Raw genomic sequence first — 26,380 nt, forward strand, 5'->3', positions numbered from 1 at the left:
TTACCTTATTGTCTTTTTCCAAATATGTCTGTGCCAATACGCACCATGGTCGACCCCGCTGATACAGCTGTTTCTAGGTCTCCACTCATGCCCATTGATAAAGTATCTACTTGTGAATATTGGTGCTTTAGTCTATCAAAGCAAGCACGCATTTGCTGGAAATATTCTAATTGTTTGGCTTTATCAGGGGTATTTTCAGTAATCGTCATTAAACCACGCAAATTTAGTTGCCGACTGCTGTCAATGAACGCCGCTAATGAGTCTACATCGGCAAGTGTACAGCCTGATTTGTTTTCATCATGACTGATATTGACTTGGATCAGTATGTTTAAAGGCATCAGGTTATTCGGACGCTGTTCATTGAGGCGCCTAGCCAGTTTTTCTCGGTCTACACTTTGTACCCAACTAAAGTTTTCAGCGACTAAGCGCGACTTATTCGATTGAATCGGTCCAATAAAGTGCCATTCAATATCTCGGTAATGTTTGAGTGCTTGAACTTTTTCAACGGCTTCTTGAACGTATGATTCGCCAAATTGGCGATGACCTGCTTGATAGGCATTTTCAATCATTTCTAAGGGTTTGGTCTTAGATACTGCTAATATTGTCAAAGGGTGTTTAAGTTGACAGTTTTGCTGGGCTATTTCGACCCGAGAATAGGCGGACGTGAGTCGTTCTGCTATTGTAACCATATTATTATCAGCTCGTTGTGGAGTCATACATGGATATTACTGAATTATTGGCCTTTAGTGTTCAACATAAAGCCTCGGATTTACATTTATCATCAGGCGTTTCGCCAATGATAAGGGTTGATGGCGATGTTCGCCGGGTTAACATCCCTACGTTAGAAGCGAAAGATGTGAACTCTTTAGTCTATGATATTATGAATGATAACCAACGCAAAGACTATGAGCAAAATCTTGAAGTTGATTTTTCGTTTGAAGTGCCAAATTTAGCTCGTTTTAGGGTAAATGCATTTAATACCAGTCGGGGTCCTGCTGCTGTATTTCGGACTATTCCGGCAAAAGTACTGACATTAGATGAGCTGGGGGCTCCTGATATTTTTAGAGATATCGCCGAAAACCCACGAGGACTGGTATTGGTTACAGGCCCAACAGGGTCGGGTAAATCAACCACTTTGGCCGCAATGGTGGATTATATTAACGCAAACAAACATCACCATATTTTGACTATTGAAGATCCCATCGAATTTGTTCATCAAAACCAACTAAGTCTTATTAATCAACGTGAAGTACATCGTGACACGCACAGCTTTAATGCGGCGCTGCGCAGTGCTTTACGTGAAGATCCTGATGTGATCTTAGTGGGTGAGTTACGAGATTTAGAAACGATCAGATTAGCCATGACGGCGGCCGAAACAGGGCATTTGGTATTTGGTACATTGCATACCACATCGGCACCTAAAACCATTGACCGTATTGTTGACGTGTTCCCTGGTGAAGAAAAAGACATGGTTCGCTCTATGTTGTCGGAGTCTTTACAGGCTGTTATTTCACAAACATTGGTAAAAAAAGTGGGAGGCGGTCGTGTTGCTGCACATGAGATCATGTTGGGGATCCCAGCTATTCGTAATTTGATCAGAGAAGACAAGATTGCGCAGATGTATTCTGCCATTCAAACAGGTGCAGTGCATGGTATGCAAACGATGGATCAATGTTTAACAAACTTGATTAATCGAGGCTTGATCACGCAGCAAGACGCACAGCAAAAAGCACAAGATAAAAAGCAATTTGGTACAGGATATTAAGAGGTTAATCTGTAATGTTGAGTAATTATTTACAAATGATGGTAGAGCAGCAGGCCTCTGATTTATTTGTGTCAAGTGGCTTAGCGGTGAGCGCAAAGATTGATGGGGAGTTAAGAGCGTTTGATGATCAAATATTAGATGCTGATACATCACTTGCGATTGTAGAATCGGCTATGAGTGATAAGCAAAAAGCACAGTTCCATACTGAAAAAGAGTGTAATTTTGCGATTGCCACAGAAGAAGGGCGCTTTCGGGTATCTGCTTTTTGGCAGCGTGATTGTGCTGGGATGGTACTGCGACGGATTGTCACAAAAATTCCAGATGTGAATGACTTAGGTCTACCTTCTACGCTCACTGATGTGATCATGGCAAAGCGCGGTTTATTGTTATTTGTGGGCGGTACTGGTACAGGTAAATCGACTTCATTGGCGGCATTAATTGGTTATAGAAATAGAAATCAGCGCGGTCATATATTAACCATAGAAGATCCCATTGAGTTTGTGCATGAACACGCTAAAAGTATTATTACACAAAGGGAAGTAGGCTTAGATACCGAGAGCTTTGAAGCCGCTTTGAAAAGCTCGTTACGTCAGGCACCTGATGTCATTTTGATTGGTGAAATTCGCTCTCAAGAAACCATGGAATACGCACTAAGCTTTGCTGAAACTGGGCATTTGTGTGTGGCTACCCTGCATGCGAATAATGCAAATCAGGCCATAGATCGAATCATGCACTTGGTGCCCAAAGAAAAGCACGACAAATTAAAATATGATCTTGCGCTTAATTTACGTGCAATTGTCGCACAACAGCTTGTTCCCTCTTCAAAAGGAGATGGGCGAGAAGCTGCCATAGAGGTATTACTTAATTCTCCATTAGTTGCGGAGCTGATCAAAAAGGGGGATATTGGGGGGATCAAAGAAGCGATGAGTAAATCACGTGATATTGGCATGCAAACCTTTGATCAGGCTTTATTTGAACTCTATAAGCAGCAACGTGTAAATTATGCCGATGCGCTCCACCATGCAGATTCACCAAATGATTTACGTCTTATGATTAAACTGCAAAATAATGAGCAGCAAGGTGCGGGTTTCTTGCAAGGTGTGACGGTCGATGGCTTGGATTCAAAGAACTAAGCAAATACTATGCATCGTTTTATTTTCACTACTGCCGAGTGTTTACGGCAGTAGTGAAACAAGTGTGCAAATGTATATAAGAGATGATGTCTACGCTGACTATCAAAAGTTTTTGGCGGGTCGTTCTGCGCTAGATATTACCGATTTTAGTGGCGGTTATATTCGCCGAGATGTGGTCGATATGATCATCGTTCAGCAAGCGCTATTGTTGGGCGGGTTTAAAAAAACGTTCATCTATCAGACTGGGGACGTTAACTTCAGAAATACGTCTTTACTTCGTCAAGGAAAACTCCTACTGAGCTTTGATAGCTATTGGCTTGCAGATGCTAGAGCAGAGCAATCACATGTATTTATTAGTGATGCAGTGATCGAATATGGCCAATATTATGGCGGTATTTATTATGCACCAGATAATGTGCGGGTACAGAAGGTTAAGCAGCTAGATGATTTAGCTGAGCTCACCGCAGTAAGTACGCCGCGTTGGCGTACAGATTGGCAAACATTGAGTTTATTGCCATTAAAACGGTTAGCTGTTGAACATAGTTGGGTGGCACAAGCACATATGGTGAGTATGCAGTGGGTGGATTTTATGCTGATGCCGCTGATGCCAAGCAAAGGTAATGAGTATAAATTAGCGGATATTCATTTGGTTGCCCATAAAGATTTAGTGGTGTTATTGTTAGGGAGTCGTCATTTTGTGGTCTCTCGACACCATGTTGATGGCGAGCGAGCATTTAAAGCACTGCAAATAGGGTTGCATATATTAAGAGAAAAAGGCGCGATCAGAAAAGCGTACAAAGAAGCGGGATTTATTCCTGATCTCAGCCAGTTTAAAGTGTTAAATGCCACCGATATGCAATTAATAGAATCACGTTAAGTTAATATCGGCTGGTTTATTGCCATAAGCTTTCAAAGTAGCTTTCTAAAATAATGACCGCAGACATCCCGTCTACATTGCCTTTTCCGAGGTTTTTATATCCACCTTGCTCAAATAGTCGAGCTTTCGCATCAGCGGTGGTTAATCGTTCATCTTGAGTTTCTACCGCGATTTTAAAGTGGTTGTGCAAGCGGTTACCAAACTTTTTAGCGGCAAATGTCACATGTTGATTAGTACCATCCATATTGAGAGGAAGCCCAACCACAATTAAATCTGGTTGCCATTGCTCAATGTGGATGGCAATGTCATCCCAATTAGGAATACCGTCACGGGCTTTTACCGCGCCAATACTGCTGGCTGTTCCGGTAACCTCTTGTCCTATTGCCATACCAATACTGGTAGTGCCAAAATCAAAGCCCATTATAGTGCGTTGGCCTTGCGGTGTTTTTTCTTTCTTAGTCATAAATTTTAAGCATGTCCAGCTTGTGAACTCAGTTGTGTAATATCAATACCGAGCATTTGAACTGCTTTTTCCCATCTTTTTTCTGGCGGTGTATCGAATATTATACCTGATTGGGCTTCAATCACGAGCCATGAGTTTTCAAGTAGTTCAAGCTCCAATTGACCTCTTTCCCACCCAGCGTACCCAAGCGTAATCAAAAATGAGTCAGGGCTATTGCTGGTGGTTAACGAAGCGAGTACATCTTTAGAGGTGGTTATCATAATGTCAGAGCTGAGCTCCTGACTAGATGAGTAACCGGGCTTCGGGGTATGTAAAACAAAACCACGGTCAGTATGCACCGGACCACCGGCAAAAACCTGTTGCTGTGCAGAAGAATTTGATTTGTCATTATCAATGTCAATTTTATCAAGCAATTCACCCACAGTAACGTCAATGGGATGATTGACGACCAACCCCATTGCACCGTCTTCATTGTGTTCGCAAATGTAGGTGACCGTTTGCTTGAAGAAAGGGTCTTGTAGACTGGGCATTGCGATTAAAAAGTGATTTTCTAACGATTGCATAGGCAGACCCTCTTTATCTTTTTATTGAGTATGGTTTAATTTGCGCGCAATGGCATCAAAAAGTTTGTCCATAATTGAGATATCATACGCCGCTTCTATTTCTTTGACGCAGGTTGGTGCTGTAACATTTATCTCTGTGAGCTTATTGCCAATGATATCTAAACCAACAAATACCAATCCTTTTGCTTTTAACGTGGGTGCGACAGCTTCTGCGATTTTACGGTCGTCTTCACTAATTGGACGAGCTTCACCACGGCCGCCAGCCGCTAAATTGCCTCGAGTTTCACCGCCTTGTGGAATTCTAGCCAAGCAATAAGGGATCACTTCACCATCAACAACCAGCACTCGTTTATCACCTTGTTTTATTTCAGGAATAAACTGTTGTGCCATGGCAAAGCGGCTACCATGTTCTGTGAGCGTTTCACAGATCACCCCAATATTAGGGTCATCATGCTTAACTCTAAAAATGGATGCGCCGCCCATTCCATCGAGTGGTTTGAGGATAATATCTTGATGCTTATCTAGAAAGCTTCTGATCTGGGCTTGTGAACGGGTTACTAATGTATCTGGGGTATGTTCACTGAACCACGCAGTAAATAATTTTTCATTGGCATCACGTAGGCTTTGTGGTTTGTTAATAATCAAAGTTCCAGCTTGCTCTGCTCGCTCAAGCATATACGTTGCGTAGATATATTCGGTATCAAATGGCGGATCTTTGCGCATTAAGATTACGTCTAGTTCGCTCAGGGCAACACTTTGCTTTTCTTCAAGTTGATACCAATTGGTTTCATCATCGAATACTTGGGCTTTAGCTGCTGTTGCCATGGCATTACCTTGGTATAAATAGAGATCATCCATCTCCATGTAATACAGCTCATAACCTCTTGCTTGGGCTGCCATCATCATGGCAAAGCCGGTGTCTTTTTTAATATTAAAACCACTGATTGGATCTGAGATGATCCCTAACTTTTTTGCCATGTTGATACCTATTATTTACCTTAGAATTATTATCAGAGATATGGGGATCATCAGAAAAAATTAAAGAGCCAAATCACCAAATTGCAATTGCAATGCACTGAGTACCGTTAAAGCGGCGGTTTCAGTGCGCAGTACTCTTGGGCCAAGCCTCACATCAATAAAGCCTTGTTCAGTGGTATTTTCCATCTCAGGATCTGTAAATCCGCCTTCTGGGCCAACGACAAAACGAATGCCTTTTTCCGGTTCAGGCAGTGTTTTTATACTATGCTGAGCGCGCGGGTGTAATGTGAGTTTTAATTCATCACTTGGTTGTGCTAACCATTCATGGAGTTCAGTCGGTGGGTGAACTATCGTGATGATGTTGCGTCCAGATTGCTCAGCAGCAGCAATGGCTATTTTTTGCCATTGTTGATGCTTTTTGTGCAGGCGTTCACCTGATAGTTTTACGCCACAGCGGGTGGTGAATAAAGGCGTGATCTCTGTAATACCAAGCTCGACCGCTTTTTGAATCGTAAAGTCCATTTTATCACCGCGAGAAATACCTTGCCCTAAGTGTACGTGCAAAGGCGATTCACAGCCTTTATCTTCAAATTTAATGGGTGTAACACTGACTTTCTTTTTCGTTATCTCGGAGATCTCACACAAGTATTCACCGCCTTGATTATTAAACAGGGAAACCTGCTCACCTACTTTCATACGTAATACGCGAGCAATGTGGCCTGCGGCATCATCATCAAGGTAAAGGGCAGTATTTAAGGTTATCTCTGATGGTTGATAGATGTGTGGAACGCGCATAATTGTCCTGATATAACGGGGAATTCGCCAATATTAAGCGTTCATGACGCCGTCGTCTAGTCATTCTCAAGCAGATGTAAACGAGTGGGGTTATGTAATGTCCTCGCTTTCATTAAAGTGGCAGGATAAATGGTTATTATGTCCATGAGACGAGATCAGTGTGTAGTGATAACCATCAGCAGTTTGTTCAACGAGATAACGCTTGGGGTGCAATGAATCAAGAATAAACAATTGTGCTTCACTTGCTAAATGGTAATCAACTGAGGAGATCAACACGCCTTGAATTGTATGGTGTTCATGTAAGTAAGTAGCCAGCTCAGACACACTAATTTCATTAGCGAAGTCACAGTAGCTGTAGTCACTAATGAGGTTATCGAACATCATTTTCACCAAATGACGGGTGTTGTCACCCGCCACAATGAGGTTATTAGCTTCATTGTTAGCTTTTAGGTGCTCAGTAAATTCTCGGCTAAACTCCGAGTTACTATCAACCAGTAGAAAGTTGTCGAGATTAATTGACATAGCGCCACCTTGTGAAGTCTTATCCAATTGCAGACTACACAGAAAACATGTTTATAAGTAAATAGCCTATTGCTGCGAAAACAGCAAATTCTAAACAGGCGACACCAATATTATCTTGATGGTCAACTTCAAGCCCAATGTTCACTTTTGGTAAGGATAAATGCAGTAAAATGGTACTGGCAATATACAGTAGCGCCCACATTGCCCCACAATGTAAAACAACCGAAAAAAGGTTCTCTACAACCGTTGCGCCATGGTACGGAGCACTGTGTAACCCTGCATAAATTGCTAGGGCTAATCCAATGGTTTTACCAGCGTAACGGATCCCAATTGAGGTATTGGCTAAATTAAAGTTTTGTTGTAAAGAAGCACCTTGGTTTACTTTTGCAAAGCGACTTTCACGCAGTTTACTATCGAGTGCAAAAATTCCCTGCAGCAAGATAAAGCCTAATGTAACAACCAATAAATCACTGATCCCACGTGGGTGGACCCAGTGATATAGTGCTAAGACTAAAATACAGTTTGCGATGAGCATCCCTGAGTCGACCAAAGCGGCACAAATATTTTGCTTTAATATGGCTTGCCCTTCATTGAATTTATATAAAATCCACTTTCTATGAATGTACTGGCCAATCGAGATGTAAGTTAAGATAAGCAGCAGTAAAAGTGTTGCACGTAAAGGCTGTTTTTGAGCCGTCGCCATGCTTATATCGTCAAATAGGTATGCAATGCTTATGCATATGACCGCAATTTGGCATGCGTAGTTAATCCCTAAGGCAAAGTTATCTCTTTTCGCTATTTCTTCATGCAATATCTGTTTTGCTTTATATTGCACAACCAAACGCAGTGCCACAACAACTAAGCAAATCACTGAAAAACTGCTAATAATGGCAAAAAAATTGATGTTAGTTAGAGACAAATAGCTCATGGGCACTGTACTGTTAATGATGAATGTTATTACTATAACGACTCCCAACTTATTGAGCCACCGGGCAATGGAGATTTTTTATGCAATACCGTGAATTGCCATCAGATTTACAGTCATTAGCTATTGAGCGTTGGCAAGGCGTTTATCCAGAACACCGTATTGAGCACCCGATAGCACAATTGATGGCCTTGAGTGACTTTGCATTTCGACTATTACAACAACACCCTCAGCTGGGTTGGTGGCTATTAGATGCTGAACAAATGCAACAGCGTGAAGTGCCCGCGCCATTGCCTGAAGAATTAACGACCTTAAGTGAACAAGATTGCTTTCAACTATTGCGGCAATATCGTCAAAAATATTGGTTAAAAGTGATGTGGCTCGATTTTGTTTGCAAAAATGATATTTCAGACAGTATTCGTTACATTTCTAAATTATCAGAGTGCTTAATTGACGCTGCCAATTGTTGGGCGTTTTCTCAAACGGTCAAGCAATGCGGCGCGCCGCTTGATGAAGCGGGCAATATCTTACCTATGCTGGTTTTGGGCATGGGTAAACTCGGTGGTGGCGAGTTGAATTTTTCTTCTGATATCGATTTGATATTTACCTACCCCAAAAATAGTGTGACCAGTGGGGGTCGTAAACAATATGAAGCACAAGTCTTTTACACGAAAGTGGCACGAAAACTGATTGCAGCGCTGGATCAGGTGACGGTAGATGGACAAGTGTTTCGTGTTGATATGCGGTTACGGCCATTTGGAGAAAGTGGCCCATTAGTGATGAGCTTTGCCGCAATGGAAGATTATTATCAAGATCAAGGTCGAGAGTGGGAACGTTATGCCATGCTCAAAGCGCGGGTATTAGGCCCGCACACCCCATATAGTGATGAGTTTAAAAAGTTACTTAGGCCTTTTGTATATCGCCGTTATATAGATTTTTCAGTCATTGAATCGCTTAGAAAAATGAAACAAATGATTGGTCAAGAGGTCAGGCGCAAGGGGCTTGTTAATAATATCAAGTTAGGTGCGGGGGGTATTCGAGAGGTTGAGTTCATCATTCAAGCGTTGCAAATGGTGCGTGGGGGGCGTGATGTGGCTTTACAAACGCCTTCTTTGTTAGCGGCACTAGAGCAACTCATGCATTTAGATATATTACCTGCTGAAACAGCACAATTATTGGCTCGTGACTATTTATTTTTACGCCGAGTTGAGCAGTACCTGCAGGCATTTGATGATCAACAAACACAAACATTACCAGACAGCGGCATAGATATTGAGCGCTTGAATTTCTTACTTGAAACAGATGGTTTCGCGAAGAGCCTTGCATGTATTGACCAGACAATGAAGTCGGTTAGAGAAGAATTTGCCTTGGTGATTGGTGAGCAGCCACAAGAGCAGAACCCGTGTGAAGAAAGTTATGGTTTTGCTTGGTTAGAAAGTGATTTTTCAAGCTTTGGTGATGATTTGACTGATGATGTGTCACAGCAATGGAGCCTAAGACTCGACGAGTTTAAAACCAGTTTGCGCAAGCGCCAAATGGGTACAAGAGGCCGCGATATACTTGATAAGCTCATGCCTCATTTGTTGGAGCTGTTAGTAACCAAAAAAGCATCATTTGATGTTTTTAATCATGTGCTTAAGGTGATAAGTACGGTTGTTTCTCGCACCACATATTTAGAGTTGTTGTATGAAAACCAAGGGGCGCTGAAACAGTTAATTAGTCTATGTGGCCATAGTCGTTGGATAGCGGAGCACATCGCTAAATACCCTATTTTACTTGATGAGTTATTGGACCCCGCAGCATTGTATAAGCCGCTCCCGTTATCGGCGTATAAAGACGAAATTAGACATCAATTTTTGCGAATAGAACCTGATGATTTAGAGCTACAAATGGAAGCTTTACGACAGTTTAAGCAAACCCACCAATTACGTATTGCAGCAGCAGATGCAACTGGGGTAATAAGTGTTACTACAGTTAGCAATCACTTAACTGCATTGGCTGAAGCAATCATTAATCAAGCTGTAGACTTAGCATGGCAACAAATGAAAACCCGTTATGGTGAGCCGACAGGTGCTACTGAGGCTAAGAAAGGCTTTGCTGTTATCGCTTATGGCAAAGCGGGCGGCCTAGAGCTTGGCTATGACTCAGATCTTGATTTGGTTTTTGTACATAATCGTGATGGTGACAGTGATACCGACGGAGTTAAGTCTATTTCATCGCGGCAATTTTATCTTAAGTTAGCACAGCGCTTAATGCATTTATTTAATACTAAAACGGCGTCAGGTATTTTGTATGAGTTAGACACACGTCTTCGTCCTGAAGGAAATTCAGGGCTTCTTGCTATTAATTTAGAAAGTTACTTCAACTATCAACAAACTCAAGCGTGGACATGGGAGCATCAAGCACTTGTGCGTGCGAGGATGGTATTAGCTGAACCCAGTATGCAACAACGCTTTGATGAAATAAGAAATAGTATTTTGAGGCAACGTCGTGATAAGGACAAGCTACAACAAGATGTGTCACAAATGCGGGAGAAAATGCGTAGGCATTTGTCTCAAGATTCGAAGTCTCAATTTGACTTAAAGCAAGGTCATGGAGGTATGACAGACATTGAATTTGTTGCCCAATACTTAGTGCTAAATTATGCTCATCAGTCACCTGAGCTGACACGTTATACTGATAATATTCGTATTTTTGAATGTGCAGAACGAGATGGAATTCTCTGCAAAGAGGAAAAGCAGTTATTAATCGATGCGTATTGTTTATATCGAGACACTTATCATCAGCAAAGTTTAGACCAGCAAGGACGGTGTATTGAGATGAATGATACCTTTAAGTTGCTTGCTGATGGTGTGCGCAACATATTTGAAAGGTGTTTATAATAAGAAGAATGCAGAGTCAATAACCGTTTAAATTGTGCTCAAAGCTATCTTTGTTCTTATGTCGTCATAGCATAGGGGACGTTTTTATTGAGTACAGACGTTACCATTTTTTGCAATGACAGGCAGTCAAACATACTTGGCTGGAAGGTATTCACTGTGGACACCTGTAAAGCTAAGCTGCCCAATGATAAAAACACCACACCACTTTAGTTAGTTTGTCGCTTTCTACTTTTGCCAAAGTAGAAAGCTAATGTTAAATCCTGCCAGTTACCTTTTATATGTTGGTGAATGATATTCTTGAATGTCTATTGTCTTTATGACAATTAAACGTTATGCGAGCTTGGCTGAAACTTGAAATATTTTGTATAAATCAGCCTGTAGGAGGTAACTATTTCTTCGGATTTAAAATAAATTCTTTTAAAACAGATTCTTAGCTTTTTTTATTATGAATAATTTATAAGTATTCATAAGTTGTTTGATTCCCTCTTTATCCCGTAAAGTTCACTTAAGCCCAGACTTATATGGCCATGGACGAATTAACGGAATTTAAAGGAATATAAACAAAGCATGTGGCGAAACAGTAATGGTACCAGTAAATACATTGATACTTTACAACACAGTGACCGTAGTGAGTTCATATAAATAATGATGAGTTGAAAAAGGTACGTACCACTGAATCTTTTGTTTATAGAGAACTGATTATGGGCGTGAACCATTTTAATTTATGTGGCAAATGGTTCAGAACAATTTCATAAAAATAAAATTATTAAGGGATATACAATGATAAAAAAAGCAGCATTAGTATTAGGAGTTGCGTTGGGTATTATGAGTACTGCGGCAGAGGCCAGAGGGTATTGGGAATATAAAACGGTTTGTGATTACGAAACAGTGTACAAAGATGTAGACTTTACATCTTGTAGTTATGGAGGCTGGGAGAATCAGAAGTACTTCACGAGTTCTAGTATTGTTAGTGGACATGTTTCTTGTAGCAATACTATTCATAGCTCTGAGTGGATTGACAAAGAAACATGTAATTGGGAATTTCAAGGTGTTTATCCAAACCAAAAGTATGTCAGAGTATGTAAAACGACCCGGACATTGTCATCAGTATGGCTTGATTTGACTTCTCAATCACATCAGACTCGCCAAGATGCAGTGCGTCAAAAAGTACCAGGCTCTTGTCGTGAAGAGCGGGTATGGATCCCACTCTGTTCAAATTGTCAGATCCCTTAATTGATGGTTGAAACCGTAATCAGCCCATAAATTAGTTTATGGGCTTTTGTAATTAATTGGCGAGTCTGCGGCAATTCTCACGCACAAATTGTGAAGGCTTTTTAGTGATTATTGCCGCGCGTTGTCGATGACAGAAGAATGTATAGACCTCATATTCAAAATCATCATTAATGGCTCTACCGACCTGATATAAAGTAGATACAAAATCGGTATCAACCCGAAAGTTATGTTTTACGACATAGTCACGTTCAAGGTACCAAAATAGCTCTATATTCTCTTTCTTTGCGTAGGATGATAAAGCACTTTTGAGAGTATTCCCCATTTCAAAACGTCGAGGAGCAACTTCTCCAGTCCAGTTTTGACTCGAAGGTTTAACAACTAAGCCTCGTTGGGCGAGCGCATCATCCAATGGGAAAGTGGGTTTGCCAATATCGATGACAAATTGCTCTCGCTCAGTGTCTCTGTTATTAACTCTATTTTTAAAGCTCTCATAAAACTGTGATAAGCCTTGTGCGGCAGCATTAGTGGATTGCTTCATATCCATTTTCGGTAAAGCGCCATATAAAAAGTAATAGGCAGCCCAAACAAGGATAATGCCGAGTGAAAGGTGCTTTACCCAAAAGAACACAGATGAAAGCGTTTTATTTTTTTTGGCCATAGTCTCACATGCTCAATAATTAATAATAGGATGGTGCGTTTTCGTCAGCACGGGTTTTAAAGCGACGGTGCAACCACATGTACTGCTCTGGTGCTTGCATGATAGCGTGTTCCATTCGGGTATTAACGCGTCGAACATCATCATTTGGTGCGTCACTTGGAAAATTCTCCAATGCGGGATATATCGTTAAATGATACTGTCCCTTATTATCTCTGACACCACTTAAGCTCAATGTTTCACAATTTTTGCTGTTTGCAAAAAGTAATGTACCAGTGGTATTAGCAGCATCAGGGACTTGGAAGAAAGGCGCAAACTCGCAGCGATTTCTCCCATAATCTTGATCCGGTAAGTAGTAGCATAATTTTTTGTTCTTGAGTGCCTGCAATAAACCTTTCACATCCCGTTTGCCGATCAGAAATTCATTGGATCTGAGTCGACCTTTGGTCATGAAATACTCCATTAATGCATTATTGTGTGGTCGATAAAAACCAATGCCTTGTTGCTCTATGCCTAAGATACGGCCAAGCATTTCGAGGTGAAGCATATGTGGCACGAGTAGCAGCACACCTTTGCCGCTATCTTGCACTGATAGAATATGGTCAATACCTGAAATCGAACCAATCACACGGTTTATACGCCATTGGGGCCACCACCAAGCCATACCGGTTTCCAACGTGGCAAGGCCGGTATTTTCCATATTGTTAAGTACTATCTTTGCGCGTTCTTCATCGCTAAGGTGTGGGAAGCACAACTTAACATTCACTTCTGCAATATGACGGCGCTTTTTTAGAAAGCGATGTACTAGCCTCCCTAATCCCTTGCCGAGTATAAATTGCACCTTTTGAGGTAACCAAGAAATTGTATACAGGCACAGTACACCTAGCCAAGTTAACCAATACTTAGGTGCTAAAAATGCGGATTTGAAAGGGGGGTTTTTGACCACTAAACTTTTCTCTCACTGCTAATATGGGAGTAGTTTATCTATATGTGCCAAAAAATACAAAAGCCGGCTAAGCCGGCTCTATAAATATACTACTTATGGATTGCTAATTGTAATAAATTAGCCCTGAGTCAGCCCTTTATTAATGGCTTCTAAGTCATTACGAGACAGCGTACCAGCAGCTTGCTTCAGTCGTAGTGAGGAAAGGACATATTGGTAACGTAAATTCGCAACGTTACGTTTTGCATCATAGAGGTTCTGTGTACTAATTAATACGTCAACAATGGTACGAGTACCCACTTCAAAGCCAGCTTCGGTTGCTTGTAAAGCACTTTCAGCTGAAATAACTGCTTGCTCTAATGCTCTATAAGTTGCAACGTTTGACATTACTTGGTTATATGAGGTGATCACTGAACGAGTTACTTCACGCATACTCGCTTCTAAATCTTCACTCGCACCTACATACAATGCACGGGCTTGTTCTGTCGCAGCTAAAGTGCGGCCACCTGAATAAATTGGTACATTAAACGTTATGCCAACCGATGTTTGATCCTCACGAGGTTTGTGAAGTTTTCCGTTAGAGTCAGTTAGTGAATCTCCGTAACTGGCATTTAAACTCAGTGTGGGGTAGTGACCAGCTTGAGCTTGTTTAATTTGATCGTCTGCAATATCCAAATTGGCTTTTGAAATCGCGAGCGATAAATTCTTATCTTTTGCGATTTCTACAAAGTCAGTTGCTTTTCGACTAGGAGATACTGTTGAGAACGTTTCAGTATTCAGCGAATCAAGTTTATTGTGGTATTTACCAGTAATTGTACGCAGCGCTTCGCGTGCCGTTTCAACATCATTGGTTGCTACAATCTCATTTGCGACAGCTCGGTCGAACCGAGCCTGTGCTTCATGTACATCAGTAATGGCCGTTAGACCCACTTCATAACGCTGTTTGGTTTGTTCTAACTGGCGTTCGATAGCACGTTTCTCAGCTTGTACAAACTCCAAGTTATCAAGTGCACTCAGTACGTCAAAATAACCTTGTGCAATACGTACGACGAGCTCTTGTTGAGCTAGCTCATATTGTGTACTTGCTTGAATAGCACGTTTTTCTGCGATGCTTAGAGCTTCCCAAACTGACATGTCAAAAATAGTCTGACTGAGCGACAAACTTCGGCTAAATGTGTCTTGGAAACTACTACTGATTGAATATCCACTGGTATCATCTTGAAGCGGTGAAAAACCATCAGAGTCTACTTGAGTGTACCCAGCATTAAATCCAAGTTGTGGCAATAAGGCTCCAAGCGCGCTATCTTGAGCAAACTTTTGCGCATCAGCTTGTGCTTTTGCTTTGAGTACAACAGGGTCATTGGCTGTGGCAATATCGTATACTTGAAGTAAATCTTCTGCGTACGTTAGGCTGCTGGTTAATGCGCAAGATAAACCAACAAAAAGTGATAATAAGCTTTTTTTCATTTTTCGTTCAGTCCTTAGACAATTTTTATGCTAACTGCATGTTACCCTGTTTTTTTTAGAAACGAAAAAATAAATACGTAAATCAAAGCCAACAAGTGTAACAGAATATATAAGACTTCAATGGGTTTGCTCAGTCTTATTTGATAGCGTTTAATATTGGGTCAAGTGCATACTTTTTAAACCCTCAGTTTAAATAAAATAGGAAAATAAATGGCTTCATTAAATGAGTTTAGTAATCATGATGTGGAGGTTGAATCAGTCGAAAGTGTCTACCAAGGCTTTTTCAAGATTCAGGCATATCACTTTAAGCATGCGTTGTTTGCCGGTGGGGTATCACAAACGATACGCCGTGAAATATTAGAGCGAGGTCATGCTGTGGCTGTACTTCCTTATGATCCAAATACTGATTCAGTGTTGTTGATTGAGCAAATCCGTATTGGCGCGATGGCAACTAAGTCGTCACCATGGCTTCTTGAGTGCATTGCAGGTATGGCGGAAGGGTCTACTGATTATGAGCACGTCGTACGTAAAGAAGCTCACGAAGAAGCAGGGCTTCATTTAGATAAATTACACTTTATGATGTCTTATTTATCTAGCCCTGGCGGCACAACAGAGCGCCTGTATTTATACTTGGCTGAAACTGACTTATCTGAGGCGGGTGGTGTATACGGATTAGAAAGTGAGGGGGAAGATATCAAAACGCATGTGCTTACGTATGATGAGGCCATCACGAGGCTAAATAGTGGTGAAATTGATAACGCTGCAACAGTGATTAGTCTACAATGGTTAGCAATAAATAAGGCCAAGGTCTTAGCTCCATGAGGTAAAAGTTGAGGTTTAACTTTGAGTGAAGTAGTAACACAGCACGGGTACATTCAATCCTTACCCAAATATATTACGCTATGCGAGCGCAATTACTTGCGGGTTTTAAAGATGCTTCCTTTAGAAGAAGTCGGGCAGCAGCGCAGGGTAACATTGGCTGACGCACAGTATGTCATTGAAATAGACAGCTGTGCGAAATACACCACAGATATTTCGATTAAACAAATATCCAGTATCAGCGTGTTTTTACCGCAAGTACATTTATCTGTTCGTTTGTATCATGATGCCAAAGTTGCCGAAGTCATCCATCATGATTTTCATCAGCGTATCAAGCCATCGTATGGCTACCCAAACCCTCATATGCATCAAAAAGATGAAAAGTATCAGCTAAATGCGTTTCTGGGTGATTGGCTCATGGCCTGCCTTGAAAGTGGTCGAGTGCCATTAAACTGGGATGTTAACAATGGCATGGTTTGAAAATAAATACCGATTTGATAAATCAGCAATAAAAATTGCCCACATCACAGATTGTCATTTGTTCGAAGATGATACCGGCAAGTACTTCTCAGTGAATACTGCGGAAAACTTTCAACGCACACTAAATTATTTAGCCACCCTTGAACTTGATGCAATTATTTTTGGCGGCGACTTAACGCAAGATCACACGACGGCTTCATATCAATTATTTGCTAAACTCATTACAGAGTCGCCATTAAAAGCACCTGTTTTTTGGTTGCCAGGAAACCATGATGAATTGCAAACGCTTGAAGAAATCACCGAAGGTCAAATCCTTGGAGCTAAGCATATACAGCTTGAAGGGGCCGACGTGTTACTGGTTAACTCGAAAGGTCATACCCCTGCTGGGTGGTGCGAGAAAGAGCACTTGTCTGAATTACAGCAAGTATTGTTACAGAGCTCCGAACAGGTTTTGGTTTTTTGTCACCATCACCCGTTACCCATTAATGGTTATTTAGATAAGCACATATTAGAAAATGGCCCAGAGTTACTCAACTGTTTGGTTAACAGTGGGAAAGTTGCGGGTTTGATACATGGCCATGTGCACAATGAGTACCATTATGGCTACCGCGCGATGAGCATTGTGGCCACGCCTGCAACCTCAATACAATTTAGCAAATGTACCGAACAGTGGCAGCAACAGAATTTGGGCCCTGCAGTGCGGATAATCAACCTAGGTGCACAGGTGTACGATTCAGAGGTAATATGGCTCGACGGGTAATTTATATTCATGGCTTCAATAGCTCAGAGAAGTCATTTAAAGCGCAGCAATTTGGAAAGTGGCTAGCAAAGCAGCCAGTCGATTGTGAATACCTAACCCCGAGATTGAGCTTTGACCCGCGTATTGCCATAACACAGTTAGTTACGTTGATTGAGGAGGACACCGTACTGGTAGGTAGCTCATTAGGTGGCTATTACGCTACTTATTTATCTCAATTGTACGGTTTAAAAGCAGTTGTCATTAATCCTGCTGTGAAACCATTTGATTTATTAGCGGATTATTTAGGAGCACAGTATAATCCCTATCAAAAGATACATTATGAATTAACGTTAGCGCATGTAGATGCACTAGAGCAATTGTATTACCCAAGGTTAGTTCAACCCCGTTTGATAATGTTATTACAGCAAATGGGGGATGAAGTGTTACCCTATCAGCAAGCAGTGCACTATTTTGTCGCGTGTGAGCAGCGTATTGAGTTTGCTGGAGATCACAGTTTTGTGGCTTTTCAGCGCTATTTTGACACCATAGTCAATTTTTTAGATATCACGTAAAACTGAACGAATTTAATAAAAGAATCCATTTATGAGCGAACAAAACTATAACGCAGAAGCGATTGAGGTTTTAAATGGTTTAGAGCCTGTCAAACGTCGACCGGGCATGTATACCGACACCACGCGTCCTAATCATTTAGGTCAAGAGGTTATAGACAATAGTGTAGATGAAGCATTAGCCGGTCATGCTACTAAGATTGATGTTATCTTGCATGAAGATAATTCTTTGGAAGTGTGTGATGATGGCCGAGGTATGCCTGTTGATATTCACCCTGAAGAAGGTCTCCCTGGTGTTGAGCTGATCCTCACGAAACTGCATGCAGGTGGTAAATTTTCTAACAAAAACTATCAGTTTTCTGGTGGTTTGCATGGTGTTGGTATCTCGGTAGTAAATGCTTTATCAACGCGCGTTGAAATCAGTGTTAAACGAGATGGTCAAGTGCATGAAATGGCATTTGAAAGTGGTGATAAAGTTCAAGATCTTGAAGTGACCGGCACCGTGGGTAAAAGAAATACCGGCACATCTGTACACTTTTGGCCTGATGCGAGTTACTTCGACTCTGCTAATTTTTCCTTATCCAAGTTGTGTCACATTCTTAAAGCCAAAGCTGTTTTATGCCCTGGTTTAAAAATTCGCCTCATAAATAAACAAAGCAAAGAAACGCAAGAGTGGCATTATGAAGCAGGTCTTGAAGACTATCTAAAAGACAGTGCAAGCGGGTTTGAGGTACTACCAAAAAGCCCATTTACAGGCAGCTTTAGTGGTTCGACAGAAGGGGTTGAATGGGCACTTCACTGGTTACCTGAAGGGGGGGAGTCTATAACAGAAAGCTATGTTAACTTGATCCCGACCGCACAAGGCGGCACCCATGTAAATGGGTTACGTCAAGGTTTGCTAGAAGCTATGCGCGAATTTTGTGAGTTTCGTAACTTGTTACCAAGGGGCATTAAATTAACGCCGGATGATATTTGGGATAAGTGTAGCTATGTTTTGTCAGCTAAAATGCAAGACCCGCAGTTTGCCGGGCAAACGAAAGAAAAGCTGTCCTCACGTTCTTGCGCCACGTTTGTTTCAGGTATTGTAAAAGATGCATTCAGTCTATGGCTCAATGAGCATACAGATACAGCTGAACTGTTAGCTGAACTGTGCATTAGTAATGCGCAAAAGCGTATGCGGGCAGCTAAAAAGGTTGTGCGTAAAAAAGTCACCTCGGGTCCTGCATTACCGGGTAAGTTAACCGATTGTTCCGGTACAGAAACCGAGCGTTCAGAACTGTTTTTAGTGGAAGGTGATTCTGCGGGCGGATCTGCAAAACAAGCCCGAGACCGAGAGTTTCAAGCCATAATGCCACTACGCGGAAAAATATTAAATACATGGGAAGTTGAGTCGGGGCAAATATTAGCATCGCAAGAAGTACATGATATATCAGTTGCGTTAGGTATCGATCCGGATTCAGACGATTTATCGGGTTTAAGGTATGGCAAAATCTGTATTTTGGCAGATGCTGACTCGGATGGATTGCATATTGCGACATTGTTATGTGCTTTGTTTGTTCGCCATTTCCCAACGCTTGTGAATAAAGGGCATGTTTATGTGGCCATGCCACCATTATTTAGGATTGATGTTGGTAAAGATGTCTATTACGCCCTAGATGAAGATGAGAAAAAAGGGGTGTTGGCACGGATAGAAGCCGAGAAGAAACGCGGAAAAGTTAATGTGCAACGATTCAAAGGGCTAGGTGAGATGAACCCGCTTCAGCTTAGAGAAACAACCATGGATCCGAATACGCGTCGATTGGTCCAGCTAACGCTTGATGAGCAAGAGCAAACCATGGAAATGATGGATATGTTGCTTGCGAAAAAGCGTTCAGGAGATCGTAAAGTTTGGTTGGAAAACCATGGTGATAAAGCTGAATTTGGTGCATAGGAAGTGGCGATGAAATATTTATTGATGCTGTTAGCATGCTTCTTAGTCCCAATTACTTATGCACAATCGTTATTGCAACAGTTGTCGTTGCCTGAAGGGTACGAAATTAGCTACTTCGCAAAACATGTGGATAATGCCAGGCAGATGGCTGTGTCACCTACTGGCGTAGTCTATGTGGGATCACGCAAAGCAGGTAAGGTGCATGCTTTAATTGATAGCGATAAAGATGGTAAAGCTGATCGAAAAATAGTGTTGGCTCAGGGGCTCAATATGCCTTCGGGCTTAGCCATGAAAGGTGATGATTTATTTGTTGCTGAAGTCAATCGGGTGATCCGCTTTGCGAATGTAGATAAGCAGTTAAATGGGGCAACAAAGCAGTTTAATTACGAGGTGGTTTTTGATGAACTACCTAGTAAACGTCATCATGGTTGGAAGTTTATTCGCTTTGCGGATAATGGTGAATTGCTTATTCCGGTTGGCGTGGCATGTAATGTATGTGCAGAAGACCCTAAATTTGGCCGCATATTTTCATTGGATCTGGAAACCAAAAAGCTGACAACTATTGCACAAGGCGTGAGAAATTCTGTAGGATTTGATACCAACCCGAAAACTGGCAAGCTGTGGTTTAGCGATAATGGTCGTGACATGATGGGGGACGACATTCCGCCGGATGAGTTAAATCGAGTGGATACACCACAACAACACTTTGGTTTTCCATTTGTTCATGGTGGCAGTGTGCTTGACCCTGAATTTGCAAAAAATAAAACCCTGGTCGATTTTCAGCACTTTAGTGCGCCTAAACTTGCGCTTCAAGCCCATGTTGCCCCTCTGGGTTTACATTTTTATCGAGGCACTCACTTTCCAAAAGTGATGCATAATAAATTGTTTGTTGCTGAGCATGGATCGTGGAATCGCAGTAAGAAAGTGGGCTATCGCGTAATGATGGCGACAATTAAAGGGGGTGAAGTCACCGCCTATGAACCATTTGTGAGTGGTTTTTTATCAAAAGAGCAAACCTTAGGTCGTCCGGTTGCGTTCGCTGAATTGGCGGATGGTTCTTTGTTAGTTTCGGATGACTATGCGAACGCGGTTTATCGTATTCGCTATAACAATAAATAGGGTGTTACATGACTGATCCTCAAGCTTTGTCATTACAAGGCATTGAACAACAGACTATGGGGCGTTTTACCGAAGACGCCTACCTTAATTACTCCATGTATGTGATCATGGACCGAGCTTTACCGCACATAGGCGATGGTTTAAAGCCAGTTCAAAGGCGTATTATTTATGCGATGAGCGAGCTTGGGCTTTCTGCATCAGCAAAGTATAAAAAGTCTGCGCGTACCGTAGGTGATGTATTAGGTAAATACCACCCACATGGTGATAGTGCATGTTATGAAGCCATGGTATTAATGGCGCAGCCATTTTCATATCGTTATCCGCTGGTGGATGGGCAAGGTAACTGGGGGGCTGCGGATGATCCTAAATCGTTTGCTGCAATGCGTTACACTGAAGCAAAGCTATCTAAATTTGCAGAAGTATTATTAAAAGAGCTAGGGCAAGGTACTGTTGATTGGACACCTAACTTCGATGGTACGATGGATGAGCCAAAGGTATTACCAGCACGTTTACCGCATATTTTATTAAATGGTGTAACAGGTATTGCTGTTGGTATGGCCACTGATATTCCACCACATAATGTGAGAGAATTGGCTGCCGCAAGCTGTTTATTGCTAGATAAACCAAAAACCTCATTAGATGAACTACTGGATATTGTTAAAGCACCAGATTATCCAACTGATGCTGAAATTATTACCCCAAAAGCAGACATTAAAAAGATTTATACTACGGGCCGTGGCTCGATTAAAATGCGCGCTGTATATACTGAAGAGCAAGGTGAAATCGTTATCACGGCATTACCTCATCAGTGTTCAGGCGGTAAAGTCTTAGAGCAGATCGCTGCTCAAATGACTGCGAAAAAACTGCCCATGGTCGCCGACTTACGTGATGAGTCTGATCATGAAAACCCAACCCGTATTGTGATTGTGCCACGTTCAAACCGCATTAAATTTGAGCCTTTAATGGCGCACTTATTTGCGACCACCGACTTAGAAAAAAGTTATCGTGTTAATTTAAACATGATTGGACTTGATGGCCGTCCACAAGTAAAAGACATTTTACAAATTTTATCAGAATGGTTGGTTTTCCGTCGTGATACGGTGCGACGCCGCTTGCAGCATAGGCTTGATAAAGTGTTAGCGCGTTTGCATATTTTAGAAGGTTTAATGACCGCCTTTTTAAATATTGACGAAGTAATCGAGATAATACGTACGGAAGAAAAGCCGAAGACTGAGTTGATGTCGCGCTTTGCGCTATCAGACCGTCAAGCTGAAGCGATTTTAGATCTAAAACTACGTCACTTAGCAAAGCTAGAGGAAGTAAAAATTCGTGGTGAGCAAGATGAACTTAGCTTAGAGCGCGATAAATTAGAATTGACGCTAGGGTCGGAGCGTCGTATGTCGACGCTGATGAAAAAAGAAATCCAAGAAGCGGCGGAATTATATGGCGATGATCGCCGCTCACCTGTGGTTGAACGAGGTGAGTCGAAAGCCTTAAGTGAAAAAGATTTGATCCCGTCAGAGGCTGTAACGGTTGTGCTGTCAGAAAAAGGCTGGGCACGCGTTGCTAAAGGGCATGATATTGACGCACAGGGTCTGAATTATCGCTCTGGAGATAGCTATAAAGGCGCGGCAAAAGGAAAAAGCAATCAGCCTGCCGTTTTTCTTGATACATCCGGACGCGCTTTTGCGACCGATGCCCATAGTTTACCTTCAGCGCGTAGCCAAGGTGAGCCGATGACAGGGCGCTTTAATCTGGCTCCTGGGTGTAATTTTGACCACGTTCTGATGGGGGAAGATAACACCTTGCTGCTGATGGCCACCGATGGCGGATATGGCTTTATTACCGAGTTTACTGATCTGATCAGCAAAAATAAAAATGGTAAAGCTCTGGTGAGTGTCCCTAAAGGGGCTGAGCTTATTGCGCCAATAGAAGTACATGATGTCGCAACCGACATGTGTATGGCGATTTCAAACGAAGGGCGCATGTTGTTGTTTCCTTTGCGTGATTTACCTAAGCTTGCCAAGGGCAAAGGGAATAAAATCATTTCTATCCCAAGTGCCAAGGTACAAGCTCGAGAAGAGTTTGTGAAAGTGTTGGCATGTGTTCCTGCGGGCTCAGCGGTCACACTACATGCAGGTAAACGAAAGTTAACATTAAAACCCAGTGACTTAGAGCATTATTATGGCGAACGAGGTCGACGTGGTAATAAGTTACCTAGAGGTTTGCAGCGCGTTGACGAATTTGAAATCGAAGTAAGCTCAGGAAATACAGATAATAGTGCTGATGGAGCAGAATTGAGCGCTGAGTAAATAACACGGAATAAACCGATTTTAAAGGCTCACATATGTGAGCCTTTTTTATGATGTGATAGTTAACTTCAGCTCTGGATAAGCGAATTTGCCCAATAAAGCTCTTTTTCTCACTCTTGGCGTTGCTTTCATTTGTAATAGCCCGCTATTACTGCATAAAAGCGCCTTGATATTGAGCGAAATATCATCATTGGATTGTAGTTAAGTTTGTTTTCAAAACATTTTCTATTCCAAAACCCTTATCCAAACCTGAGGTTAGTTACTTGATAGATTGCCATTGAGAGTAAGTAAGACATCGCCATAACCACTCAACGGGCCCGAATTTAAAATTGCTCATCCATAACGCGGAAAAGCCGATTTGGCACACCCATACAGCAATGACAACCACGACAAGTTCACTGCGAGTCATGGTGCCATATAAGCCGAGCCCCCACCCTGAAAATACAAAACAGCAAATAAGCGACTGTGTTAAGTAATTAGTCAGTGCCATTTTTCCAATGTTGGCAAGCAGTTGCTTGAGTTTTATCAACATAGTACTACGGCAAAACATAATAAGTGCACAGAGGTAGGCGAAAGCAGAAAATATGCTACCCCAGTAATTATATAGTTGGCCTGAAAGCATGGCTTCCAATGGCCAGCCTGATGCATTGTTTTGCATGATGCCAACAATACTTAGTGTAATACCAATGCTCAGCGATACCATGCAATATCGTGCCAATCGCTTATTGCTTAGCGCATTGCCAAATAGGTTTAATTTATAAAGAGCCATACCAATACACATCAGGGCAATGACTCGGGGTAGATAAAAGAGGATGTTACTCTGCATATAAGCTGCCATGGCAACTCTATGCTCTATCGCTGCTACCCAGCCCATTTGATTAGCAGCTATATCGTCTGCTATTTGCGCCTGTGAAGGTGCCCAGTATGTGGTCATGTCAGTGATTGCTTGTGGGTCTTCGATTAATATATGGGGTAAAGCAAGGGCAATACCATAAAGGGTGAGTGAAGTTAGGCTTAGTAAGGTAACTCCTGTGATGATTAAAAACTTTACTGACTTTCTACGCATTGAGTAGACGATGAACCCTGCAATTGCATAGGTAAATAGTATATCGCCGAACCACAAGAAATAGGCGTGTAATAGGCCAATAAACATGAGTATTATCATTCTTTTGAAGTGTATTTTTCGGGTTGCAGCGCCTTTAGAATCTAGCTTGTCAGTCATTAAAACAACACCTACACCAAACAATGTGGCAAATAGTGTCATGAACTTCTGGTCGGCAAAGATATGATTGAAATAGTAAATTAAATAATCAGTGTCGTTGATTGGACCGAGCGCCAAGGGGTTTGAATAAGCGGCAAAATGAAGTGAGAATGCTTGAATATTCATCAATAGAATTCCCAGCAGTGCAACACCTCGTATCACGTCTAAATTAGTAAGCCTTTTCTGTGGCTCTAAAGGAGTTGATGAGCTTTGTGACATTGTGATGATAGTTCCTTTATGGTGTATCGGATTAAAGAGTATACGCAGTGTGTGCCTAATAAAAATACAGGGAGAGTAAGAAGAAGACGAAACGTAACCCCAAAATTACATGCTTTTATTTACCGTTTATTGAACTACTTCAGTTGATTATAAGAAGCTAAAGCATTTTTTATTTATCTGCGCTAAAATTACCGGTTATAACTTATGCCAGTTTGGCTTTGACGCAATGCAATCGCGACAAAGTGACACAACTAGCTTATCTTAATTGGCGATTTTTCGCATAGTTCCACGGGGTTTTGTATGTCAGATAAGTGCTATATCACCGCACAACAATTATTAGAAGATTCATTTCGTGTTGCAGCACAAGTGTATGAAGATGGGTTCCGTCCAGACTTCATCATCGGTATTTGGCGAGGGGGGGCTCCAATTGGTATCGCTGTGCAAGAATACTATGATTATAAAGGGATTGAGACTGATCATATTGCGGTGCGCACATCGTCTTATTATGGTATTGGTAAGCAGTCAAAAGAAATTAAAGTCCATGGGCTACATTACATTATTGAAAATGCCGATGCGGATGACTCATTATTAATTGTTGATGATGTTTTTGATTCTGGTCGCAGTATTTTTGCGTTAAAAGAAAAGCTAAGCGAATTGATGCGTTTGAACTTACCTCGGGATATTCGAGTTGCGTGTCCATACTACAAGCCAAAAAATACAAAAGTACCGATGAAGCCTGATTATTACATTCATGAATCTGATGAGTGGCTTGTATTCCCACATGAGCTATCAGGGTTAACGCCAGATGAAATTATTGCAGGTAAGTCTGACTTAACAAAGATACAGGACTTATTTAAGTAGAGGTCTATTATATGATGCACAGAAGGGGCTTTTGTGCATCATATGACAAAGACTAAATTTGCGAAAAGCTTTCTACAAACTCTTCGAGTAAGTCCATATCCACTGGCTTTAAGCCATCACTACTTCTAACTATTAAGCCTTTTTCTACTAATTCAGAGACTACGCGGCGGTAAGCGCGCTCAGTTGTAGCAAAGCGCTCTGCTTCTGCGTTGACTGTGGGATATGCTCTGAGCATAGTTGGGTGATTATTTTCAGCACGTAATAAACAGTCATTTGCAATATTGTAACTCAGTGGTAAAAGCAGCTTATTTAAGTTTATTTTTTGATTTTCGGTAAACTTAGCCGCAATAGATTGTGCGGTATACAAGCTTAGCTGCGGTTGATCTAGCAGTAATTGACGCCAGTGTTTAAGCTCAATCAAGTTATATTTAACTTCACTGAGACAAGTAACCGTGTAAATGCATGGGTGTTGGTTTAGGGCTTCTATTTCACCTATTAGGGTATTATTGCAGTCAAGCTGTCCGAGTAACAAACGGCGACCATTCCCCACATCATAGCTAAATGATACCGTGCCGCTGCGTACTAAAATCAGCTTAGTTAAAGGCTCATCTTGATGGATTAATACATCTTTTTTGCGGTGTACAAATCCATTGCCTGCGAACTTTAGCAATTGTTCTACAAGATCGGTTGAAAAGTGATATTGAAACATCTAGATGGCTCTTCGGACAATTGTCCTATTTATTAATGATAAATAACGATAGCATGAAGTCCTTGATTTCTCGCTAACTCACACCTGCGGTTTGCTAAAGTGCAAACGCCCCCGTTCCCGTGTTAGAGCTTACTTAGTCCTAATTCTATAAGGGGTTTGTG

At 41.6% G+C, this 26,380-nt stretch carries 25 protein-coding genes; 13 read left to right on the forward strand and 12 right to left on the reverse strand.

The genetic code is table 11. From position 1 onward, the window contains the following. Positions 1 to 5 precede the first annotated feature (5 nt). Positions 6 to 716 (reverse strand): YggS family pyridoxal phosphate-dependent enzyme, encoded by a 711-nt coding sequence (locus BGP78_RS09600; protein WP_182912257.1) that lies wholly within the window; start codon positions 714 to 716, stop codon positions 6 to 8. Positions 717 to 718: 2 nt separating this feature from the next. On the opposite strand from BGP78_RS09600, the gene BGP78_RS09605 reads away from it, so the two are divergent. The 3 genes from BGP78_RS09605 to BGP78_RS09615 are packed head-to-tail and all read left to right on the forward strand — an operon-like array spanning position 719 to position 3,775. Beyond that, the gene (locus BGP78_RS09605) at positions 719 to 1,765 is read left to right on the forward strand and encodes a type IV pilus twitching motility protein PilT (protein ID WP_010362491.1); all 1,047 of its coding nucleotides are present in this window, start codon (positions 719 to 721) and stop codon (positions 1,763 to 1,765) included. A 14-nt stretch (positions 1,766 to 1,779) separates the two neighbouring features. Beyond that, positions 1,780 to 2,898, forward strand: a complete 1,119-nt coding sequence (locus tag BGP78_RS09610) for a PilT/PilU family type 4a pilus ATPase (RefSeq protein ID WP_119861190.1) — start codon at positions 1,780 to 1,782, stop codon at positions 2,896 to 2,898. Beyond that, positions 2,876 to 3,775: a hypothetical protein gene (locus BGP78_RS09615; RefSeq protein WP_119861191.1), complete on the forward strand. Its 900-nt coding sequence runs from the start codon at positions 2,876 to 2,878 to the stop codon at positions 3,773 to 3,775. The genes BGP78_RS09610 and BGP78_RS09615 overlap by 23 nt, the downstream gene beginning before the upstream one ends. A 16-nt stretch (positions 3,776 to 3,791) precedes the next feature. Here the strand turns inward: BGP78_RS09615 and ruvX are convergent, their stop codons facing one another. The 6 genes from ruvX to BGP78_RS09645 all read right to left on the reverse strand — a co-directional run bounded on the left by ruvX (position 3,792) and on the right by BGP78_RS09645 (position 8,024). Beyond that, positions 3,792 to 4,238 carry a Holliday junction resolvase RuvX gene (ruvX, locus tag BGP78_RS09620; RefSeq protein ID WP_119861192.1) on the reverse strand — a complete coding sequence of 149 codons (447 nt, stop codon included), beginning with the start codon at positions 4,236 to 4,238 and terminating at the stop codon, positions 3,792 to 3,794. A gap of 5 nt (positions 4,239 to 4,243) precedes the next feature. Then, a complete protein-coding gene (locus tag BGP78_RS09625) occupies positions 4,244 to 4,801 on the reverse strand; it encodes a YqgE/AlgH family protein (RefSeq protein WP_119861193.1) in 558 nt (185 codons plus the stop codon). Between the two features lie 21 nt (positions 4,802 to 4,822). Beyond that, positions 4,823 to 5,779, reverse strand: coding sequence for a glutathione synthase (gene gshB, locus BGP78_RS09630; RefSeq protein ID WP_119861194.1), 957 nt, complete (start codon positions 5,777 to 5,779; stop codon positions 4,823 to 4,825). A 60-nt stretch (positions 5,780 to 5,839) separates the two neighbouring features. Next, positions 5,840 to 6,574 (reverse strand): 16S rRNA (uracil(1498)-N(3))-methyltransferase, encoded by a 735-nt coding sequence (gene rsmE / locus BGP78_RS09635; protein ID WP_119861195.1) that lies wholly within the window; start codon positions 6,572 to 6,574, stop codon positions 5,840 to 5,842. Positions 6,575 to 6,664: 90 nt separating this feature from the next. Then, the gene (locus BGP78_RS09640; protein WP_119861196.1) at positions 6,665 to 7,096 is read right to left on the reverse strand and encodes a hypothetical protein; all 432 of its coding nucleotides are present in this window, start codon (positions 7,094 to 7,096) and stop codon (positions 6,665 to 6,667) included. Between the two features lie 34 nt (positions 7,097 to 7,130). After that, a complete protein-coding gene (locus BGP78_RS09645) occupies positions 7,131 to 8,024 on the reverse strand; it encodes a hypothetical protein (RefSeq protein WP_119861197.1) in 894 nt (297 codons plus the stop codon). 80 nt (positions 8,025 to 8,104) lie between these two features. On the opposite strand from BGP78_RS09645, the gene glnE reads away from it, so the two are divergent. Together glnE and BGP78_RS09655 are read left to right on the forward strand one after the other, a co-directional pair. Beyond that, entirely contained in the window at positions 8,105 to 10,903 is a 2,799-nt protein-coding gene (gene glnE, locus BGP78_RS09650; protein ID WP_119861198.1) for a bifunctional [glutamate--ammonia ligase]-adenylyl-L-tyrosine phosphorylase/[glutamate--ammonia-ligase] adenylyltransferase, read from the forward strand. Between the two features lie 780 nt (positions 10,904 to 11,683). Beyond that, positions 11,684 to 12,136, forward strand: a complete 453-nt coding sequence (locus BGP78_RS09655; RefSeq protein ID WP_119861199.1) for a hypothetical protein — start codon at positions 11,684 to 11,686, stop codon at positions 12,134 to 12,136. A gap of 52 nt (positions 12,137 to 12,188) precedes the next feature. On the opposite strand, the gene BGP78_RS09660 is transcribed toward BGP78_RS09655, so the two are convergent. From BGP78_RS09660 to tolC, 3 genes are all read right to left on the reverse strand, one after another. Next, positions 12,189 to 12,794 (reverse strand): TcpQ domain-containing protein, encoded by a 606-nt coding sequence (locus tag BGP78_RS09660; RefSeq protein WP_119861200.1) that lies wholly within the window; start codon positions 12,792 to 12,794, stop codon positions 12,189 to 12,191. Between the two features lie 19 nt (positions 12,795 to 12,813). Beyond that, entirely contained in the window at positions 12,814 to 13,737 is a 924-nt protein-coding gene (gene lpxL / locus BGP78_RS09665) for an LpxL/LpxP family Kdo(2)-lipid IV(A) lauroyl/palmitoleoyl acyltransferase (protein WP_119861201.1), read from the reverse strand. A 117-nt stretch (positions 13,738 to 13,854) separates the two neighbouring features. Then, positions 13,855 to 15,201 (reverse strand): outer membrane channel protein TolC, encoded by a 1,347-nt coding sequence (gene tolC / locus BGP78_RS09670; protein WP_119861202.1) that lies wholly within the window; start codon positions 15,199 to 15,201, stop codon positions 13,855 to 13,857. 210 nt (positions 15,202 to 15,411) lie between these two features. Between tolC and BGP78_RS09675 the strand changes: the two genes are divergently transcribed. The 7 genes from BGP78_RS09675 to parC are packed head-to-tail and all read left to right on the forward strand — an operon-like array spanning position 15,412 to position 23,169. Beyond that, positions 15,412 to 16,023, forward strand: a complete 612-nt coding sequence (locus BGP78_RS09675; RefSeq protein WP_119861203.1) for an NUDIX domain-containing protein — start codon at positions 15,412 to 15,414, stop codon at positions 16,021 to 16,023. Positions 16,024 to 16,044: 21 nt separating this feature from the next. Continuing rightward, positions 16,045 to 16,500 carry a DUF1249 domain-containing protein gene (locus BGP78_RS09680; protein WP_119861204.1) on the forward strand — a complete coding sequence of 152 codons (456 nt, stop codon included), beginning with the start codon at positions 16,045 to 16,047 and terminating at the stop codon, positions 16,498 to 16,500. Then, positions 16,487 to 17,260 carry a metallophosphoesterase gene (locus BGP78_RS09685; protein WP_119861205.1) on the forward strand — a complete coding sequence of 258 codons (774 nt, stop codon included), beginning with the start codon at positions 16,487 to 16,489 and terminating at the stop codon, positions 17,258 to 17,260. The genes BGP78_RS09680 and BGP78_RS09685 overlap by 14 nt, the downstream gene beginning before the upstream one ends. Beyond that, positions 17,245 to 17,811, forward strand: a complete 567-nt coding sequence (locus BGP78_RS09690) for a YqiA/YcfP family alpha/beta fold hydrolase (protein ID WP_119861206.1) — start codon at positions 17,245 to 17,247, stop codon at positions 17,809 to 17,811. The genes BGP78_RS09685 and BGP78_RS09690 overlap by 16 nt, the downstream gene beginning before the upstream one ends. A gap of 31 nt (positions 17,812 to 17,842) precedes the next feature. Then, on the forward strand, positions 17,843 to 19,738 hold the full coding sequence (gene parE / locus BGP78_RS09695) for a DNA topoisomerase IV subunit B (protein WP_119861207.1): 1,896 nt from the start codon (positions 17,843 to 17,845) through the stop codon (positions 19,736 to 19,738). Positions 19,739 to 19,747: 9 nt separating this feature from the next. Further along, the gene (locus BGP78_RS09700; RefSeq protein ID WP_119861208.1) at positions 19,748 to 20,857 is read left to right on the forward strand and encodes a sorbosone dehydrogenase family protein; all 1,110 of its coding nucleotides are present in this window, start codon (positions 19,748 to 19,750) and stop codon (positions 20,855 to 20,857) included. Between the two features lie 8 nt (positions 20,858 to 20,865). Then, positions 20,866 to 23,169: a DNA topoisomerase IV subunit A gene (parC, locus tag BGP78_RS09705; RefSeq protein WP_119861209.1), complete on the forward strand. Its 2,304-nt coding sequence runs from the start codon at positions 20,866 to 20,868 to the stop codon at positions 23,167 to 23,169. 259 nt (positions 23,170 to 23,428) lie between these two features. Here parC and BGP78_RS09710 read toward each other — a convergent pair whose 3' ends face one another. Continuing rightward, positions 23,429 to 24,649 carry a DUF418 domain-containing protein gene (locus BGP78_RS09710; RefSeq protein ID WP_119861210.1) on the reverse strand — a complete coding sequence of 407 codons (1,221 nt, stop codon included), beginning with the start codon at positions 24,647 to 24,649 and terminating at the stop codon, positions 23,429 to 23,431. Positions 24,650 to 24,949: 300 nt separating this feature from the next. Between BGP78_RS09710 and BGP78_RS09715 the strand changes: the two genes are divergently transcribed. After that, a complete protein-coding gene (locus tag BGP78_RS09715) occupies positions 24,950 to 25,510 on the forward strand; it encodes a phosphoribosyltransferase (protein WP_119861211.1) in 561 nt (186 codons plus the stop codon). A 52-nt stretch (positions 25,511 to 25,562) separates the two neighbouring features. On the opposite strand, the gene BGP78_RS09720 is transcribed toward BGP78_RS09715, so the two are convergent. After that, the gene (locus BGP78_RS09720; protein ID WP_119861212.1) at positions 25,563 to 26,219 is read right to left on the reverse strand and encodes a Crp/Fnr family transcriptional regulator; all 657 of its coding nucleotides are present in this window, start codon (positions 26,217 to 26,219) and stop codon (positions 25,563 to 25,565) included. Between the last annotated feature and the right edge of the window lie 161 nt (positions 26,220 to 26,380).

This window comes from Pseudoalteromonas sp. MSK9-3 (genome assembly GCF_003590335.1).
In the GTDB taxonomy this organism is placed as follows: Bacteria; Pseudomonadota; Gammaproteobacteria; order Enterobacterales; family Alteromonadaceae; genus Pseudoalteromonas.